We start from the raw sequence: 18914 nt of genomic DNA, 5'->3' as shown, positions 1-18914 counted from the left end.
CGATGTTCGATTCCGTCCGGGCGCTGATCGACGAGCACCGCGCGGTGCAGGAGGAGCTCTCCGACCCCGCGGTGCACGCCGATGCGGCGCGCGCGAAGCGGGTCAACCGGCGCTACGCCGAGCTGTCGCGCATCGTGAAGGCGCACGAGGACTGGCTGGCGGCATCCGATGATCTGGATGCCGCCCGCGAGCTCGCCCGCGAAGACGAGGCGTTCGCCGAAGAGGTGCCGGCACTCGAGGCGCGCCTCGGCGAGGCGCACGAGCGACTGCGGCGGCTCCTGATCCCGCGGGACCCGGACGACGCGCGCGACGTGATCATGGAGATCAAGCAGGGCGAGGGCGGCGCCGAGTCGGCGCTGTTCGCGGCCGACCTCCTGCGCATGTACCTGCAGTACGCCGCGTCGAAGGGCTGGAAGACCGAGCTGCTCGAGCGCAACGAGTCCGACCTCGGCGGCTACAAGGATGTCCAGGTCGCGATCAAGGGCTCCTCGTCCGACCCCGCGCAGGGGGTCTGGGCGCACCTGAAGTACGAGGGCGGCGTGCATCGCGTGCAGCGCGTGCCGGCGACCGAGTCGCAGGGGCGGATCCACACGTCGACTACCGGCGTGCTGGTGTTCCCCGAGGTGGACGAGCCCGAAGAGATCCACATCGACCCGAACGACCTCAAGATCGATGTGTTCCGGTCGTCGGGTCCCGGCGGGCAGTCGGTCAACACGACCGACTCCGCCGTGCGCATCACGCACGTGCCGACGGGGATCGTGGTGTCGATGCAGAACGAGAAGTCCCAGCTGCAGAACCGTGAGGCCGGCATGCGGGTGCTGCGTGCGCGTCTGCTCGCCAAGCAGCAGGAGGAGCTCGACGCGGCGGCATCCGACGCCCGCCGCTCGCAGATCCGCGGCATGGACCGGTCCGAGCGCATCCGCACCTACAACTTCCCCGAGAACCGCATCGCCGACCACCGCACCGGCTACAAGTCGTACAACCTCGACCAGGTCATGGACGGCGCGCTCGAGCCGATCATCGAGTCGGCGATCACCGCCGACGAAGAGGCGCGGCTCGCCGCCCTGGGCGGCGACGCCTGACCCCCGACGTCACGCACCCCCCGCCCGTCCGCCGCGCTTCGCCTTCCCCCCCGCGGGTCGTCGACTTGCCTCATATGCGCGCGACACGCCGTCGCCACCGTGCGTTCAAGGCAACTCAACTCGTCTCCGTACGAGTGGTGCCTGTGCGGCGGGGGAACAGGGGTGTGGATAGCTTTGGCGGCGGGTTTCGGTGGCGTGTCACTCTCGAGGGATGGCGCGCGAGTTCCATGTCGGACAGGCCTTCACCACGGGCCAGGCATTGCGCGCGGGGTTCTCGCGCCGCGACCTCGACGGTCCGCTTCTCGAACGACCCTTCCACGGACTTCGATCGACGCTTCCGACGGATGCCCTCGAGCCGGGAATCAGTGCCGACCATCAGCGGGTGCTGACGATCGAGCGAAACGCCCTGCGATTCGCCGCGTACATGAGCAGACATGAGTTCTTCTCCCACACGACCGCGGCTCTGCTCTGGCGCATCCCTCTTCCGCGGCTCGATGGCGAGTTGATTGAGGTGTCCGTGAACGCACCCCACCGGGCTCCGCGCGGCAGCGGTGTGCACGGGCACCAACTTGCCCGCGCTGCATCGGCCGTCGTCGTCCACCCGGAGCACGGTGCACGCCTCACCTCGCCCGCCGTCACGTGGTCGCTGCTGGGACACGTGCTCCGGCATCCTTACGATCTAGTTGCCACAGCCGACGCAATCGTCCGCGTCGACCGGATCCCGGGTCCGGGAGGTTGGGTTCGCGCGCCGGCGCTCGCCTCGCTGGCAGAGCTCGAGGCGGCCCTCGTGCTCAGACGAAAAGGCGTGGTGGCTCTCCGCGACGCCCTTCCACGAGTGCGACGCGGTGTCGCGTCCCGACCCGAGACGTGGATGCGGCTGACTCTCGTCGATGGCGGGCTGAGCGAGCCCGAGACCGACCTCGAGGTGTACGACGACGAGGGCCGATTCATTGGCTGCGTCGATCTGGCCTATTCGCGGCAGAAGATCGCCTTCGAATATGAGGGCGATCACCATCGCACCGACACAGCGCAGTGGAACCGGGACATCGAGAAGTACGACGCGCTGGTGCGTGCCGGGTGGCGCGTGATCCGCGTGACCGCGCGGATGCTCTTCGCCGAGCCGCACACGCTCCTCGCCGGCGCCCGCCATGCCTTGAGCGAGCGTCGCTGAGTCTTCGCCGGGCTTATCCCTCATCCTCGAGGCGCCCCTGTCGAAGGCGTGCCGAAGACTGCCTTGACTTGGCTCGGATGCACGCGACACGCCGCGCACACCGTGCGTTTGAGGCAAGTCAACGAGGAGGTCGGGGACGGACGCCGCGGGAGAAGGATGCCGCGGGGGACGGACGCCGCGGTGGACGGATGCCGCGGCGCTAGGCTTCGAGCGTGCTCACGTTCCTCATCCGCGCCCTGATCTTCCTCGTGTCGGCGGCACTCGGCCTCATCGTGGCGGACCTGATCCTGCCGGGGTTCTCCCTGCACTGGGACGACTGGTGGGGGATCCTCCTGGCCATCGTGATCTTCGCGGTGCTGCAGAGCATCCTGGCGCCGTGGCTGTTCAAGATCACGCGCCGGCACGCCAACGCCCTCATCGGCGGCATCGGCCTGCTCTCGACGTTCGTCGCACTGCTCATCGCGGTGCTCATCCCGGCGGCCGGGATCGGCATCGACGGGCCCGTGGCGTGGATCATCGGAACGCTGATCGTCTGGCTCGTCACCGCTCTCGCGACGTGGCTTCTGCCGCCTCTGTTCATCAAGAACAAGGTGCAGGACCGCCGCGGCTGACGACGCGAAGATAGGGATTCCTCCCGATCCGCCGGGAGCGCCTGGGACACCAGGCTGATGGGATGATGGGCGGTATGCAGATCGGCCGGGTTCCTCTCGTCGGCCGTCAGGCGGATCTCGACGCGCTGCGCGCGGAGATCGCCGCCGTGGATGCGCAGGGGCGAGCCGTCGTGGTGTCGGGCGACGCCGGAATGGGGAAGACGCGCCTGCTGCGCGACTTCACGGAGGGCCTCGACGAAGACGTCATCGTCGTCCGCGGCGCCTCAGTCGACTCCGGTTCGGGCCCCGCCCCGCTGACGGCCATCACCGACCTGCTGCGCGACCTCGTGGATCAGCTGGGCACGGAGGCGGTGCGCGAGGCGGCGGGTCCGGCGGTCGACGCGCTCGGCGTGCTCGTCCCCACCCTGGCGAAGGCGCCGGGTGACACCGAGCGGCTCGCGGATGTCGTGGTGGAGCTGTTCTCACAGCTCGCGCGCACGCACCGCCTGGTCGTCATCATCGAAGACCTCCACTGGTCCGACAGCACCACATCCGAGATCGCGGCGCGCCTGGTGCGCCGTGCCGCCGCCCTCCCGCTGTTCGTACTGCTGTCGTACCGCACCGACGACGTGGGCCGCGGGCATCCGCTTCGTCCTGTCCTGGCCGAGCTCGACCGCGCGCGACTGCTGACGCATCGCCCGCTCTCCCGCCTCAGCCCGGCCGAGGTCGGTGCGCTCGCCACGGCGGTGCACGGCGACGCGCTCGCCGCTGAGGTGCTGCACGACATCGCGGCCCGCAGTGACGGCATCCCGTTCTATGTGGAAGAGCTGGCGAGCTTCTCGGGCGAGCGGCTGCCGGTCTCGCTGCGCGACGTCCTGCTGCTGCGGTACGAGCGATTGGATGCCGAGGCCCGCCGTTTCAGCCGCGTGCTGGCGACCGGCGGGGTCGAGGTGCCCGACCCCGTGCTCCGTGCGGTGCTCGACGGCGACGAGTCCGCGCTGGAGTCTGCGGTGCGCTCCGCCGTCGATGCGCAGGTCGTCGTGATCAGGGGAGACGCGTACGCGTTCCGCCACGCGCTCATGCAGGAGGCGGTGTACGCCGAGCTGCTTCCGACCGAGCGCACGCGGCTGCACACCGCCTACGCCGTCGCGCTCGAGGCGTTGGCCCCCACCGCACGCGTGCTCGCCGACATCGCCCACCACTGGCGCGCCGCCCACGTCCCCGATCGGGCGCTGGCGGCCGCCGTAGCGGCGCAGCGTGCCGCGAGCGGAGCGTCGGCGTGGTCGACTGCCGCGGAGGCGGGGGAGCGGGCCCTGGAGCTGTGGGATGCCGTGGCCGATCCCGAGACGATCAGCGGGATGTCGCGTGTCGACGTGCTGCGGAGCACGTCCGCGGCGCTCCTCGCCGCCAACCGGAACGATCGTGCGCTGGCGTTCGCGCGGGAGGCCGTCGCGCTCTGGCCGGAGGAGGACGTCGTCGGGCGCGCGGAGATGATCGGAGATCTGGCCACGATCGAGTTCCAGGCGGGCGTGTCGGACGGGGTGGAGAGCCTCGACCAGGCGCTCGAGATCCTCGGCGACGACCCGCGTCATGACGTGCAGCGCGCCGGTCTCCTGCTCAGCTCGGCCCGCGCCCATATGCTGAACGGGCGCCACGGCGTCGGCACTGAGGTCGCGGCCCGCGCGGGCGCCACCGCGGAGGCTGCCGCGGCTGCCGGAGACCGGGTCGCCGCCGAGATCCTCGTGCAGGCGCTGCTCATCGCGGCGACCTGCCGGACCACCACCGGCGACGTCGGCGGTCTCGCGCTGTTCGACCAGGCCCGTGCGCGCGCGGACGGGTTCGTCCGCGCCATGATGCGGTACTTCATCAACTGCTCCAACGCCCTCATGCTGCTCGGCCGGTATGACGACGCGATCGCGGTGGCGCGGGAGGGTCAGGAGTACGGCCGCACCCACGTCGCGGACCTCGGCCCGCTCGTGATGATCGAGGCCAACATGATCGAGGCTCACATCTACGCCGGCCGGCTGCGCGAGGCGGAGGAGCTGGGAGGCCTGCTCCCGTTGGTCGAGCCGGGCCTGTACTCGGCGTTCCTGCGCGAGCGCCTGGTGTGCCTGGCGATCTGGCGGGGACGCATCGACGGCGCGCAGGCCGCCCTGGAGGCCGCCCGCCGGGAGCTCGACATGTTCGGCGCCTACGAGTTCCAGACGCGGTTCGGCATGGCGTACGACCTCGGAGAGCTTGCGCTGGCGCGCGGCGACGCCCATGAGGCGCTGTCACACGCGCGGGCCGCGTGGGAGACGCCCGCCGGCGGCGTGCTCGCGCTGCCGCTGACGGCGGTCGCGGCGCGTGCCGTCGCCATGCTCCGCGAGCGCGGCGAGGATGCCGACGTCGAGCCGTACCGCGCGGTGCTGGACGCTTTCGCCGACTGGCCGGTGACCCCGCTGTGGGCGGCCGTGTTCGCGGCCGAGCTCGGCGAAGGGTCCTGGGCGCCCGCCGTCGACGCCGTCGGCCCGGCGTACATCCGCGCCTATGCGCGGGTGCGGCACGGCGAGGAGCTGCTGGCCGAGGGCGACCGGACGGCGGCACGTGAGGCGCTCGCAGCGGCCGCGTCCTACGGCGAGGAACTCGGCGCCGACGGCCTCGCCGCACGTGCCCGCGCGGTGATGACGGATGCCGGACTCGCCGGCGAGGCGCCGCGCTCGGTGCTCACCTCGCGCGAGGAGCAGGTGCTCGAGCTCGTCGCCGAAGGGCTGACGAACGGCCAGATCGCAGAGCGCCTGTACATCAGCGTGAAGACCGTCTCAGTTCATGTGTCGGCGATCCTGCGCAAGCTCGAGGCACCGTCACGCACCGCAGCCGCGGCGATCTACCGCCGCACCGCCGCTTGACGCGGCGGGGTTCGCGCGTCTCGGCCGGCATCGTGCCGGCGGCGAGGGGAGCAGTGCCGGGACTGCCCGCCCGACCGACCGCGTCAGATGTGGTACTCGGGTGTCGTCAGCAGGGCGCGCGTGTCGTCGCCGCTGCGGCGGGCGCGCGGCTTCGCCGGCACGCCGACCAATACGGAGTCGGCGGGCGCGTCCTTGGTGACGACCGCGTTCGCGCCCACGACGGACCCCGCGCCGATCGTGATGGGCCCGAGGATCTTCGCGCCCGCGCCGACCGCGACGCCCTCTTCGATGGTGGGGTGCCGCTTGCCGCCCTCGCGCTGCCGGCCGCCGAGTGTGACGCCGTGGTAGAGCATGACGTCGTCACCGACCTCGGCGGTCTCGCCGATCACGACGCCCATGCCGTGGTCGATGAAGAAGCGGCGGCCGATGGTGGCGCCGGGGTGGATCTCGATGCCGGTGAGCCAGCGCGTGACCTGCGATCCTGCGCGGGCCACGAACCGCACGTCCCGCGTCCACAGCGCGTGCCAGACCCGGTGCGCCCAGATGGCGTGCAGGCCCGGGTACAGGACGGCGATCTCGAGGCCGCCCCGCGCCGCGGGGTCGCGCAGCTTCGCCGCGGCGACGTCCTCACGTACGCGCGCGACGAATCCGATGCGCTCGTCGGTCATTTCGACTCCTCCTCGGGGTCGCGCAGGTGCGCATACAGTGCCGTCGACAGGTAGCGCTCGCCCGAGTCGGGCACGATCACGACGATGCGCTGACCGGCCGTCTCCGGGCGCGCCGCGATCTGGAGGGCGGCCCACACGGCCGCGCCCGCCGACATCCCGGCGAGGATGCCCTCGCGGGTGGCGAGCTCACGGGCGACACGGATCGCGTCGTCGAACTCCACGTCGAAGATCTCGTCGACGACCGAGCGGTCGAGCACGTCGGGCACGAAGTTGGGTCCGATGCCCTGGATGCGGTGGCCGCCCGCGCGGCCCTCGGTGAGCACGGGGGAGTCCTTGGGCTCGACGAGGACGATCTTGGCGTCGGGGTTGCGCTCCTTGAGCACCTGGCCGACGCCGGTGATCGTCCCGCCGGTGCCCGAGCCTGCGACGAACCAGTCGACGCGGCCGTCGGTGTCGCGCCAGATCTCCTCGGCAGTGGTCTGGCGGTGGATCGCCGCGTTCGCCTCGTGCTCGAACTGGCGCGCGAGGATCGCCCCGGGCGTCTCGTCGACGATGCGCTTCGCGGCGTCGACCGCCTCGGTCATGCCCTTGTACGGGTCGGTCAGCACGAGCTCGGCACCGAAGGCCTTCAGGAGCGTGCGGCGCTCCTTCGACATCGAGGCGGGCATCGTGAGGATGACCTTGTAACCGCGGGCGGCGCCGATGAGGGCGAGCGAAATGCCGGTGTTGCCGCTGGTCGACTCGACGATCGTGCCCCCCGGCTGCAGTTCTCCCGCCGCCTCGGCGGCCTCGACCAGGGCGTAGCCGAGCCGATCCTTCACCGACGAGCCGGGGTTGTAGAACTCGAGCTTGGCGAGCACCTCCGCGCCGAGACCCTCCGTGAGCGCGTTGAGGCGCACGAGCGGGGTCTCACCGAACGCGGTGGTGATGTCGGGATGGATGCCGGGCACGTGGTGCTCCTCGGTTCGGGCGGCGCGGGAAGACGGCGACGACGCGCCGGCGCCCGAACGGGTCGGGGGGCCGGCGCGCCGTCGTGACGTGTCAATCTTCGCGCAGATCCTCGAACAGCGCGGTCGAGAGGTAGCGCTCGCCGAACGACGGGATGATGACGACGATGTTCTTGCCCTCGGCCTCGGGGCGGGCGGCGACCTGGAGGGCCGCCCAGATGGCGGCGCCGGACGAGATGCCGACGAGGATGCCGTCCTTCTCGCCCACCGCACGAGCGGTGGAGATGGCGTCGGGGAATTCGACGTCGATGACCTCGTCGATCACGCTCTGGTCGAGGATCTCGGGGATGAAGTTCGGACCGATGCCCTGGATCTTGTGGGGCCCTGGGGTGCCCTTGGTGAGCAGCGGCGAGTCGGCCGGCTCGACGGCGATGACCTTCGCCCCCGGCACGCGCTCCTTGAGCACCTGCCCGACGCCGGTGATCGTGCCGCCCGTGCCGATGCCGGCGACGAAGTAGTCGACCTGGCCATCGGTGTCGCGGAGGATCTCCTCGGCGGTGGTCTTGCGGTGGATCTCGGGGTTCGCCTCGTTCTCGAACTGACGCGCGAGCACGGCGCCGGGGATGTCGGCGACGAGCTCCTCGGCCTTCGCGACCGCGCCCTTCATGCCGCCGGCGGGATCGGTCAGCACGAGCTCCGCGCCGTAGCCCTTGAGGAGCAGCCGGCGCTCGATCGACATCGACGAGGGCATGGCGAGCACGACGCGGTAACCGCGGGCGGCGCCGACCATCGCCAGCGCGATGCCCGTGTTGCCGCTGGTGGCCTCGACGATCGTGCCTCCGGGCTGCAGCTGGCCCGACGCCTCGGCCGCGTCGACGATGGCGATGCCGAGGCGGTCCTTCACGCTGGAGGCCGGGTTGTAGAACTCGAGCTTCGCCAGGACGGTCCCGCCGACACCCTCCGCGATGCGGTTCAGGCGCACGAGCGGCGTGTTGCCGAAGGCGGAGGTGATATCGGGATGAATGCCGGTCATTTCGGGGCCTTTCGCGGGTTCACGGCTGGTCGAGCAACAGCCTAAGGCGCACGTTTTCCTGTGAGTCCTTCTGTGACGACGGGCTGGTCTCGCAGGGGTACCCTGCCCGGCCCGCGTGCGCCGGTGCCGTCGCCGCGAGATCGGTCACGGTGCGGGGGGTGCAGCATCCCGAAATAGAGTGGACCGGTCATGAACACCGCCGCACCGTCTGTCGCCGACGCGCTCCGCACCGCCGCCGATCGCCTCGCCGCGGCCGGCATCGCCGACCCGGTGGTCGACGCCGAGCTGCTCGCCGCGTTCGTGCTCGGTGGCGGACGCGGGGGAGTGCAGGCCGCTGCCATCCGCGGCGACACGCTGACGCAGGCCGACTCCGATCGCCTCGATGAGCTGGTCGCCCGGCGCGCCACCCGCGAGCCGCTGCAGCACATCACCGGGACGGCGCCCTTCCGACACCTCGAGCTGCGTGTCGGGCCGGGCGTGTTCGTGCCGCGCCCCGAGACCGAGATGGTCGCGCAGCTGGCGATCGACGCGCTGCGGGCCGCGGCATCCGCTTCTCCCGTCGCGGTGGATCTCGGCACCGGCAGCGGCGCGATCGCCCTCGCGATGGCGACCGAGGTGCCGCACGCGCGGGTGTTCGCCGCCGAGAACTCCGTCGACGCCTACGTCTGGACGAAGGAGAACTTCGTGCACGTCGGCGCCGACAACGCGACCCTGGCCTTCATCGACCTGGCCCACGCCTTCCCCGAGCTCGACGGAACGGTCTCGGTGGTGGCATCCAACCCGCCGTATGTTCCGGATGCCGCCATCCCGCGTGACCCGGAGGTGCGGTTCTTCGACCCCCCGGCGGCGCTCTACGGCGGTGAGGACGGCCTCGACGTCGTCCGCGTGCTGAGCCGGGTGGGCCTGCGCCTCGCGCACCCGGGCGGCACGCTCGTGATCGAGCACGGCGAGTGGCAGGCCGAGGCGATCCGCGGCATCCTGGCCGCGGACGGCTGGCGCGCGGCCGCGACCCACCCCGATCTCACGCAGCGCGACCGCGCCACGACGGCCCTGCGCCCCTGACCACGCCGTCTCGCATCGTTCCTGCCGGACGCCCAATTAGACTGTCGGGCGACATGTCCCCCATCTTCGACTGCCGTGACGAGGCGCAACTGCTCACCGGCATGCGCCAGGCGCGCCAGGCCATCGGCCGTGGCGAGCTGGTCGTCCTTCCCACCGACACCGTCTACGGCGTCGCCGCGGACGCCTTCGACCATCAGGCCGTCGCGCGCCTGCTCGCGGCGAAGGGGCGCGGGCGCCAGTCGCCGCCCCCGGTGCTGGTCGCCGGGATCACGACACTCCGTGCGCTCGTCGCCGAGGTGCCCGAGCCGGTCGAACGCCTCGTCCAGGAGTTCTGGCCGGGCGGGCTGACCATCGTGCTGCCGTCGCAGCCGTCGCTGTCCTGGGACCTGGGCGAGACGCGGGGAACCGTCGCCGTGCGCATGCCCGCCCACCGCATCGCCCTCGAACTCCTCGAAGAGACCGGGCCGCTCGCCGTCTCGAGCGCCAACCTCACCGGGATGGCCGCCGGCATCACCGCCGAGGACGCACAGGGGATGCTGCAGGACAGCGTCGCCGTCTACCTCGGCGACGGCCCCTCGAAGACCGGCGTCCCGTCGACGATCATCGACGCCACGAGCCTGGTCGGCGGTGCGGAACCCCGGGTGCATGTGCTGCGCGAGGGCGCAGTGAGTCGTGCACAGCTGCGGGATGTGCTGGGCGACCTGCTCGAGCCCGACCCCGGCAGTGAGACCGAGTCCGAGCCTGAGCTGGCCGGTGAGTCCGTCTCCGCGCCGGAATCCGAGCCGGAGCGCGCCGGTGAGTCCGTCTCCGAGCCGGAGGCCGAGCCGGAGCGGGCCGGCGAGTCCGTCTCGGAACCGAAGGATGCGACCGGCGCCGGACCCGGGACCGGCGACGCCACGGAAACGCCTGCCGTGCCCGGAGCGGCCCCCGCTCCCGACGCGGCCCCCGCGCCGGAAGCTGTCCCCGCGCCGGAAGCGGCCCCAGCGCCCGCGGCGCCGGAACCCGGTCGCTCGTGAAGCAATACGTCTTCACGATCCTGCTCACGGCGGCCGTCACCTTCGTCCTGTCGTGGGCGGTGTGGCGACTCAGCCTGAGATACAAGCTGTATCCCGGCATCCGTGAACGCGACGTCCACAAGACGCCGACGCCGCGCCTGGGCGGCATCGCCATGTTCCTCGGCGTGCTGGCGGCGTTCGCGATGTCGTCGGCACACCCGTACTTCTCCATCGTCTGGTCGAATCCCCAGCAGATGTACGCGCTGCTGGGTGCGACCGCGCTCATCGTGGTCGTCGGCGTGCTCGACGACCTGTGGGACCTCGACTGGATGATCAAGCTCGGTGCACAGTTCCTCGCCGCCGGCGTGATCGCGTGGTTCGGGCAGCTGCAGATCTACACGCTGCCGCTCGGCGGCATGACGATCTTCTCGAGCTGGGCGAGTTTCACCCTGACGGTGTTCTCGATCGTCGTGGTGATGAACGCCGTGAACTTCGTCGACGGGCTGGATGGACTCGTCGCCGGCGTGTGCCTGATCGCCAACGCGGTGTTCTTCGCGTACTCGTACATGGTCTTCCGCGACTTCGGCTCGAGCACCTACTTCACGTTGTCCTCCCTCATCGCCGCGGTGCTGATCGGCGCGTGCATCGGCTTCCTCCCGCTGAACTGGAGCCCCGCACGCCTTTTCATGGGGGATGCCGGCGCCCTGATGCTGGGACTCCTCATGGCGTGCTCGGCGATCTCGATCACCGGCAACTTCGACCCGGCGATGGTCGCCGACAACGACGCGTTCGGCCGCTCGCAGCTGCTCGGTGCTTTCATCCCGATCCTGCTGCCCGTCGTCGTCGTGCTGCTGCCGCTGCTGGACTTCGGCCTCGCCGTGGTGCGGCGCATGAGCCGGGGCAAGTCGCCCTTCTCGCCCGACCGCAAGCATCTGCACCACCGGATGCTCGACATGGGGCACACCGACCGCGATGCCGTGCTCATCTTCTACGCCTGGACCGCGCTGGTCAGCCTGTCGGTGCTGCTCATGTACATCGGCACGACCCTCGAGTGGCCGGGGGACTACCTCTTCGGCGTGCTCTACGGCGCGGTCGGCATCGCCGCCTGCCTCGTCGTGACATTCCTTCCCTCGCACCGCCGTGCCGCGCGCCCGCCGGCCGCGCTCGAACCACCCGAAACGCAGCCCGATCCTGCGCCCGCACAGGAGGACGCCCGATGAGCGCCAGCCCCGTATCCAGCACCCCGATCCTGCGCACCGTCCTGGTGTGGTCGGCGAGCGTGACGGCGGTCCTCGCCGTCGTCGGCGCCATCGTCGGGTTCCTCGTGGCCGGAACGACGGGTCTATGGAGCGCTCTCGCGGGCGTGCTCGTCGCGGCGGTCTTCCTCGGGATCACCGGCGCGAGCATCCTCATCGCCAACCGCTGGTACGGCAATGAGCTCTACGTGCCGATCTTCTTCGGGATCGTGATGGGCGGATGGATCCTGAAGTTCGTGGTCTTCATCGCGATCCTCTTCATCCTCCGCGGGCAGCCCTGGATCGAGCCCGGCGTATTCTTCGTCGCGCTGGTGGTCAGCGTGCTCGCCTCGCTCGCCATCGACGTCGTGGTCATGCTGCGCATGCGCGTGCCGCACGTGAGCGACGTGGACCTGCCGACGGATCCGGATGCGGGGGACCGCACGGACGAAGCGTCCGGGGCTTCCTGAATGCGCCCGCCCGCGGATTCAGCGACCTCACAAGTTTGATAGGCTGAACGAGCGCCCGCCCACTCGCTCTGCGAGGACTTGCGGAGTGACGCTCACCGACCATCGTCGCAACGGTTTTATGCCGGTGCCCCGAAGCTGGAGCCAGCGCTGTTTACTCATGCTGCGACCCTGATCGCCCCCATTGCCGCGGACGCTCCGCCGGAGTTCCACGGACCTTCGATCGATGAGTTCTTCCCGGAGATCCTCTTCGAAGCGTTCGGTGTCATCCCGATCCACCGTATCCATCTGATCCAGTTCCTCGCGACGGTCGCCGTCGTGGTGATCTTCTGGCTCGGTACCCGCCGAATGCGCGTGGTGCCCGGACGATTCCAGAGCCTGGTGGAGATGGGCCTGGACTTCGTCCGGGTCAACATCGGCGAAGACCTGCTCGGCAAGAAGGATGCCCAGCGGTTCCTCCCGATCCTCACGACGATGTTCTTCATGATCCTGTTCATGAACATCACGGGCATCATCCCGTTCTTGAACATCGCGGGTACGAGCATCATCGCGGTGCCGCTGACGCTCGCCATCGTGAGCTACGTCACGTTCATCTACGCCGGCATCAAGAAGAGCCCGAAGAACTTCTTCAAGAACTCGCTCTTCCCCTCCGGCGTCCCGTGGCCGATCTACATCATCGTGACGCCGATCGAGCTCATCTCGACGTTCGTCATCCGGCCCGTCACGCTGACGCTCCGACTCCTGATGAACATGATGGTCGGCCACCTCCTGCTCGTCCTCTTCTTCGCCGCGACGCAGTTCTTCATCGTCGACATGGGCGGCTGGTGGACGGTGCTCGGCGCGGGCAGCCTCGCGTTCGGCTTCGTCTTCACCCTGTTCGAAATCCTGGTGGCCGTCCTCCAGGCGTACGTCTTCGCCCTTCTCACCGCGGTCTACATCCAGCTCGCGGTCGCCGAAGAGCACTGATACGGGACGGCCGGAAGGCCGCCCACAACCGAAAGGAAACACCCCCGTGGACGCAACTACGGTTCTCGCAGAGGTCTCCGGCTCGATCGCGACCGTCGGATACGGTCTCGCCGCAATCGGCCCGGCCATCGGCGTGGGCATCGTCGTCGGCAAGACCATCGAGGGCGTCGCCCGTCAGCCCGAGCTGGCAGGTCGCCTGCAGGTGCTGATGTGGATCGGTATCGCCTTCACCGAAGCGCTCGCCTTCATCGGTATCGCAACCGGCTTCATCTTCGGCTTCTGATCCCGATAACCAGTCTTAAGGAGACAGGATGCTGAACGCTCTTGTCACGTACGCCGCGGAAGAGGGTGCCGAAGCGCACAACCCTCTGCTTCCCGCCTGGTACGACATCATCTGGTCGTCGGTGTGCTTCATCGTCATCCTCTTCATCTTCTGGAAGGTCGCCCTTCCCCGCATGAAGAAGCTGCTCGACGAGCGCTCAACGGCGATCGAGGGCAACATCGCCAAGGCCGACGAGGCTCAGCGCAAGGCCGAGGCGGCGCTCGAGGAGTACACCGCCCAGCTCGCCGACGCGCGCAAGGAGGCCGGTGAGATCCGCGACGCCGCCCGTGAGGACGGCAAGAAGATCGTCGCCGAGGCCAAGGAGACCGCTGCGGCGGAAGCCACGCGTCTGACGACGACCGCGCACGCTCAGATCGAAGCCGAGCGCCAGACCGCACTCGTGTCGCTGCGCAGCGAGGTGGGCACGCTCGCCCTCGACCTCGCCGGCGGTGTCATCGGCGAGTCGCTGTCCGACGACAAGAAGGCTCAGGCCGTCGTCGACCGCTTCCTCGCCGAGCTCGAAGAGTCCGAAGGGGCGAAGGCGTAATGGGTAGCGCGTCCACTCAGGCCCTGGCGACGACGACGGCGGCGCTGCGCGCCGCGTCGGGCGTCGACCTCGACGTGGCAGGCGAACTGTTCGCCGTGGCGCGCGCCGTGGGCGACTCGTCGCAGCTGAGCGGCGCGCTCGCCGACTCCGCCGCGCCCGCCGAGGCCCGCCGCCAGGTCGTCTCCGACGTGTTCGGTGCGGCGGTGAGCCCTACGACGGCGTCGCTGCTGACGACCGCCGTCACACAGCGCTGGTCGTCGGCCGACGACCTCGTCGACGCCATCGAAGAGCTCGCGGTGCGGGCAGCGGCGGTGGCCGATGGGCGGGCCGACGTCGAAGCCGAGCTGTTCGCGTTCACGCGCACCGTGGCCGACAACCCCGAGCTCGAGTTGGCGCTGGGAAGCCGGCTGGGCGACCCGGCAGCGAAGGGCGCGCTCGTCGAGACCCTGCTGCGGGGCCGCGCGAGCGCGGGGGCGACGCTGATCGCATCATCCCTCGTCCGCGAGCCGCGCGAGCGGCGCGTCCGTCAGCTGCTGACGCGCGCGACGCGAGTGGTGGCCGATCAGCGCAACCGCGCGGTGGCGACGGTCGTCGCTGCTGCGCCCCTGAGCGCCGCGCAGAGCGAGCGGCTCACGGCGGCGCTGTCCAAGCGCTACGGCACCCCGGTGTCGCTGAACACCATCGTCGACCCGACCGTCGTGGGCGGCGTGCGCGTGCAGATCGCGGACGACGTGATCGACGCGAGCGTGTCGGCGCGACTGGCCGACCTCCGTCAGCGGCTCGCCGGCTGACACAGACTTCCCGCACGGGGCCGAGACCGGAACCGCGCGGAGCTTTCGGGGCCGAGGCCCCATGAACGAAGGAAAACAATGGCAGATCTCTCTATCAGCCCCGACGTCATCCGTGACGCGCTGAAGGACTTCGTCGCCGCTTACGAGCCCACCGGGGCTGCGGCCACCGAGGTCGGCACCGTCGTCGACGCCGCGGACGGCATCGCCCACGTCGAGGGCCTGCCCGGTGTCATGGCGAACGAACTCGTGACGTTCGCCGACGGCACGAGCGGCCTCGCGCTGAACCTCGACGAGCACGAGATCGGCGTCGTCGTCCTCGGCGAGTTCTCGGGCGTCGAGGCCGGCCAGCAGGTCACCCGCACGGGTGAGGTGCTCTCGGTCGCCGTCGGCGACGGCTACCTGGGCCGCGTCGTCGACCCGCTCGGCAACCCGATCGACGGACTCGGCGAGGTCGCCACCGTCGGCCGTCGCGCCCTCGAGCTGCAGGCGCCCGGCGTCATGCAGCGCAAGAGCGTGCACGAGCCGCTCCAGACCGGCATCAAGGCGATCGACGCGATGATCCCGGTCGGCCGCGGCCAGCGTCAGCTCATCATCGGCGACCGCCAGACCGGCAAGACGGCCATCGCGATCGACACGATCATCAACCAGAAGGCCAACTGGGAGTCGGGCGACGTCAGCAAGCAGGTCCGCTGCATCTACGTCGCGATCGGCCAGAAGGGCTCCACGATCGCGGCCGTCAAGGGCGCCCTCGAGGACGCCGGTGCGATGGAGTACACCACCATCGTCGCCGCCCCCGCGTCGGACCCCGCCGGCTTCAAGTACCTGGCGCCGTACACCGGCTCGGCCATCGGCCAGCACTGGATGTACGAGGGCAAGCACGTCCTCGTCATCTTCGACGACCTGACCAAGCAGGCCGAGGCCTACCGTGCCGTCTCGCTGCTGCTGCGCCGCCCGCCGGGCCGCGAGGCCTACCCGGGCGACGTCTTCTACCTGCACTCGCGCCTGCTCGAGCGCTGCGCGAAGCTGTCGGATGAGCTGGGTGCGGGTTCGATGACGGGCCTGCCGATCATCGAGACGAAGGCCAACGACGTCTCGGCGTACATCCCGACCAACGTGATCTCGATCACCGACGGCCAGATCTTCCTGCAGTCCGACCTCTTCAACGCCAACCAGCGTCCCGCGGTCGACGTCGGCATCTCGGTGTCCCGCGTCGGCGGCGACGCACAGGTGAAGTCGATCAAGAAGGTCTCGGGCACGCTCAAGCTCGAGCTCGCCCAGTACCGCTCGCTCGAGGCGTTCGCGATGTTCGCGAGCGACCTGGATGCGGCATCCCGTCGCCAGCTCGCCCGCGGCGCGCGTCTGACCGAGCTGCTCAAGCAGCCGCAGTACTCGCCGTACCCGGTGGAGGAGCAGGTCGTCTCGATCTGGGCCGGCACCAACGGCAAGCTGGACTCGATCGAGGTCGAGGACGTCCTGTCGTTCGAGCGCGAACTGCTGGACTACCTCCGCCGCAACACCACGATCCTCGACACGCTCCGCGACACCAATGTGCTGGACGACGACACCGTCGCCGAGCTCACCAAGCGGACCGACGACTTCATCCTCGAGTTCCAGGCCGGCAAGGGCCAGGCGATCGGCAAGCCGGGGCACGAAGAGGTCGCGGCAGCCGAGGCCCAGGACGTCAACCAGGAGAAGATCGTCAAGGGCCGCCGCTAAGGCGATACCGGACTACCACAATGGGCGCACAACTCCGGGTCTACAAGCAGAAGATCAGCACTGCTCAGACGACCAAGAAGATCACGAAGGCGATGGAACTCATCGCGGCTTCGCGCATCCAGAAGGCGATGGCGCGCGTGCGCGCGTCGTCGCCCTTCGCGCGGGCTGTGACGCGTGCCGTCGCCGCCGTGGCGACGCACTCCAACGTCGACCATCCGCTCACCGTCGAACGCGAGACGATCCGCCGCTCCGCGGTCGTGATCTTCTCGTCCGACCGCGGCCTCGCCGGCGCATTCAACTCGCAGATCCTCCGCGAGGGTCTCGAGCTGGCTGAGCTGATCCGCCGGCAGGGCAAGGAGCCGGTGTTCTACCTCGTCGGGCGCAAGGCCGTCGGCTTCTTCCAGTTCCGTCGCATGGAAAGCGCGGCGGAGTGGACGGGCGACACCGACACGCCGCACTTCACGACGGCCGAGGAGATCGCCGCCACCTTGCTGGACGCGTACGACCGCGGCGGCGACGAGAACGGCGTCGACGAGATCCACCTCGTCTACAACCGCTTCGTCAGCATGATGACGCAGTCGCCCGAGACGGTCCGCCTGCTTCCGCTCGAGGTCGTCGAGGCCGAGGAGCAGTCGTCGGCGCAGGTGTACCCGCTGTACGAGTTCGAGCCGGACGCCGAGACCGTGCTCGATGCGCTGCTCCCGGTGTACATCCAGAGCCGCGTGTTCAACGCCCTCCTGCAGTCGTCGGCCGCGAAGCACGCCGCGACGCAGAAGGCGATGAAGTCGGCCAGCGACAACGCCGACAAGCTCATCACCGACTACACCCGCCTGCGCAACAACGCGCGTCAGGCCGAGATCACGCAGCAGATCGCCGAGATCGTCGGCGGCGCCGACGCCCTTTCCTCGGGCAAGTAGGCGGAAAGCCGCCGGGCGTCCGGCCCGATACGCACTGCGACATCAGACCACACGAAAGAGAAGAAGCCATGAGCCTCACCGCTGACAAGACCGAGACGGCGGTCGTCGGGCGCGTCGCCCGCGTCACCGGCCCCGTCGTCGACATCGAGTTCCCGCACGACTCGATCCCCGACATCTACAACGCGCTGAAGACGACGATCGCGATCGGCGACGAGCGCACCGAGATCACGCTCGAGGTCGCGCAGCACCTCGGCGACGACCTCGTGCGCGCCATCTCGCTGAAGCCGACCGACGGCATGGTCCGAGGCCAGGAGGTGCGCGACACCGGCGGCCCCATCACGGTCCCCGTCGGCGACGTCACCAAGGGCAAGGTGTTCAACGTCACGGGTGACGTGCTGAACGGCGCGCCGGGCGAGACGATCGAGGTCACCGAGCGATGGGGCATCCACCGCAAGGCCCCCGCGTTCGACCAGCTCGAGTCGAAGACCGAGATGTTCGAGACCGGCATCAAGAGCATCGACCTGCTCACCCCGTACGTGCAGGGTGGAAAGATCGGCCTGTTCGGCGGTGCCGGCGTCGGCAAGACCGTCCTCATCCAGGAGATGATCCAGCGCGTCGCGCAGGACCACGGTGGTGTGTCGGTGTTCGCCGGTGTCGGCGAGCGCACCCGTGAGGGCAACGACCTGATCGGTGAGATGGAGGAGGCGGGCGTCTTCGACAAGACCGCGCTCGTTTTCGGCCAGATGGACGAGCCGCCGGGCACGCGTCTGCGCGTGGCCCTCTCGGCCCTCACGATGGCGGAGTACTTCCGCGACGTGCAGAAGCAGGACGTGCTGCTCTTCATCGACAACATCTTCCGCTTCACGCAGGCCGGTTCCGAGGTCTCGACGCTGCTAGGCCGCATGCCGTCCGCGGTGGGCTACCAGCCGAACCTCGCCGACGAGATGGGCGTGCTCCAGGAGCGCATCACGTCGACGCGCGGTCACTCGATCACCTCGCTGCAGGCGATCTACGTGCCCGCCGACGACTACACCGACCCGGCGCCGGCCACCACGTTCGCGCACCTCGACGCGACCACCGAGCTGTCGCGCGAGATCGCGTCGAAGGGCCTGTACCCGGCCATCGACCCGCTCACCTCGACGAGCCGCATCCTCGACCCCCGCTACATCGGCGACGACCACTACCGCGTCGCCACCGCCGTGAAGCAGATCCTCCAGAAGAACAAGGAACTGCAGGAGATCATCGCGATCCTCGGTGTCGACGAGCTGTCCGAAGAGGACAAGATCGTCGTCTCGCGTGCGCGGCGCATCCAGCAGTTCCTGTCGCAGAACACCTACATGGCGAAGAAGTTCACCGGTGTCGAGGGTTCGACGGTTCCGATCAAGGAGACCATCGAGTCGTTCGACGCGATCGTCAAGGGCGACTTCGACCACGTCGCCGAGCAGGCGTTCTTCAACGTCGGCGGCATCTCGGACGTCGAAGAGCAGTGGGCGCGCATCCAGAAGGAGAACGGCTGA

General features: G+C 69.6%; 17 protein-coding genes and 1 pseudogene. 15 read left to right on the top strand and 3 right to left on the bottom strand.

The window, feature by feature from the left end; translation table 11 throughout:
• The first annotated feature begins 2 nt into the window (after positions 1–2).
• The 4 genes from prfA to B1729_RS00165 all read left to right on the top strand — a co-directional run bounded on the left by prfA (position 3) and on the right by B1729_RS00165 (position 5731).
• On the top strand, positions 3–1082 hold the full coding sequence (gene prfA, locus B1729_RS00180) for a peptide chain release factor 1 (protein ID WP_163616526.1): 1080 nt from the start codon (positions 3–5) through the stop codon (positions 1080–1082).
• A gap of 211 nt (positions 1083–1293) precedes the next feature.
• Entirely contained in the window at positions 1294–2253 is a 960-nt protein-coding gene (locus tag B1729_RS00175; RefSeq protein WP_163630027.1) for a hypothetical protein, read from the top strand.
• A 212-nt stretch (positions 2254–2465) separates the two neighbouring features.
• Positions 2466–2864 (top strand): phage holin family protein, encoded by a 399-nt coding sequence (locus tag B1729_RS00170; protein ID WP_163616497.1) that lies wholly within the window; start codon positions 2466–2468, stop codon positions 2862–2864.
• A gap of 74 nt (positions 2865–2938) precedes the next feature.
• Entirely contained in the window at positions 2939–5731 is a 2793-nt protein-coding gene (locus B1729_RS00165) for a helix-turn-helix transcriptional regulator (RefSeq protein ID WP_163630025.1), read from the top strand.
• An 83-nt stretch (positions 5732–5814) separates the two neighbouring features.
• Here the strand turns inward: B1729_RS00165 and epsC are convergent, their stop codons facing one another.
• The 3 genes from epsC to cysK (B1729_RS00150) all read right to left on the bottom strand — a co-directional run bounded on the left by epsC (position 5815) and on the right by cysK (B1729_RS00150) (position 8379).
• Complete coding sequence (gene epsC / locus B1729_RS00160) at positions 5815–6399, bottom strand: serine O-acetyltransferase EpsC (protein ID WP_163616501.1); 585 nt, start codon at positions 6397–6399, stop codon at positions 5815–5817.
• Positions 6396–7349: a cysteine synthase A gene (cysK, locus tag B1729_RS00155; protein WP_163616502.1), complete on the bottom strand. Its 954-nt coding sequence runs from the start codon at positions 7347–7349 to the stop codon at positions 6396–6398. The genes epsC and cysK (B1729_RS00155) overlap by 4 nt, the downstream gene beginning before the upstream one ends.
• Positions 7350–7440: 91 nt before the next feature.
• Complete coding sequence (cysK, locus tag B1729_RS00150) at positions 7441–8379, bottom strand: cysteine synthase A (RefSeq protein WP_163630023.1); 939 nt, start codon at positions 8377–8379, stop codon at positions 7441–7443.
• 189 nt (positions 8380–8568) lie between these two features.
• Here cysK (B1729_RS00150) and prmC point away from each other — a divergent pair, with 189 nt between their 5' ends.
• From prmC to atpD, 11 genes and pseudogenes are all read left to right on the top strand, one after another.
• Positions 8569–9441 (top strand): peptide chain release factor N(5)-glutamine methyltransferase, encoded by an 873-nt coding sequence (prmC, locus tag B1729_RS00145; protein ID WP_163630020.1) that lies wholly within the window; start codon positions 8569–8571, stop codon positions 9439–9441.
• 53 nt (positions 9442–9494) lie between these two features.
• Positions 9495–10166, top strand: a pseudogene (locus tag B1729_RS00140) (L-threonylcarbamoyladenylate synthase); the annotation flags it as partial.
• 287 nt (positions 10167–10453) lie between these two features.
• Entirely contained in the window at positions 10454–11656 is a 1203-nt protein-coding gene (locus tag B1729_RS00135) for an MraY family glycosyltransferase (RefSeq protein ID WP_163616509.1), read from the top strand.
• The gene (locus tag B1729_RS00130) at positions 11653–12141 is read left to right on the top strand and encodes a hypothetical protein (protein ID WP_163630016.1); all 489 of its coding nucleotides are present in this window, start codon (positions 11653–11655) and stop codon (positions 12139–12141) included. The genes B1729_RS00135 and B1729_RS00130 overlap by 4 nt, the downstream gene beginning before the upstream one ends.
• A gap of 168 nt (positions 12142–12309) precedes the next feature.
• A complete protein-coding gene (atpB, locus tag B1729_RS00125) occupies positions 12310–13104 on the top strand; it encodes a F0F1 ATP synthase subunit A (protein WP_204259984.1) in 795 nt (264 codons plus the stop codon).
• Positions 13105–13150: 46 nt separating this feature from the next.
• Entirely contained in the window at positions 13151–13387 is a 237-nt protein-coding gene (gene atpE, locus B1729_RS00120) for an ATP synthase F0 subunit C (RefSeq protein ID WP_159845304.1), read from the top strand.
• A gap of 28 nt (positions 13388–13415) precedes the next feature.
• Positions 13416–13973 carry a F0F1 ATP synthase subunit B gene (locus tag B1729_RS00115; protein WP_163616513.1) on the top strand — a complete coding sequence of 186 codons (558 nt, stop codon included), beginning with the start codon at positions 13416–13418 and terminating at the stop codon, positions 13971–13973.
• The gene (locus B1729_RS00110) at positions 13973–14764 is read left to right on the top strand and encodes a F0F1 ATP synthase subunit delta (protein WP_163616515.1); all 792 of its coding nucleotides are present in this window, start codon (positions 13973–13975) and stop codon (positions 14762–14764) included. The genes B1729_RS00115 and B1729_RS00110 overlap by 1 nt, the downstream gene beginning before the upstream one ends.
• A 78-nt stretch (positions 14765–14842) precedes the next feature.
• Positions 14843–16480, top strand: a complete 1638-nt coding sequence (gene atpA / locus B1729_RS00105) for a F0F1 ATP synthase subunit alpha (RefSeq protein ID WP_163616516.1) — start codon at positions 14843–14845, stop codon at positions 16478–16480.
• A 20-nt stretch (positions 16481–16500) separates the two neighbouring features.
• On the top strand, positions 16501–17397 hold the full coding sequence (locus tag B1729_RS00100; RefSeq protein WP_163616518.1) for a F0F1 ATP synthase subunit gamma: 897 nt from the start codon (positions 16501–16503) through the stop codon (positions 17395–17397).
• Positions 17398–17465: 68 nt separating this feature from the next.
• Complete coding sequence (gene atpD / locus B1729_RS00095) at positions 17466–18914, top strand: F0F1 ATP synthase subunit beta (RefSeq protein ID WP_163616520.1); 1449 nt, start codon at positions 17466–17468, stop codon at positions 18912–18914.

It is taken from the genome of Microbacterium sp. B35-04, from assembly GCF_010634885.1.
Taxonomy (GTDB): Bacteria; Actinomycetota; Actinomycetes; order Actinomycetales; family Microbacteriaceae; genus Microbacterium.
This window is presented reverse-complemented; position numbering and strand designations above follow the sequence as displayed.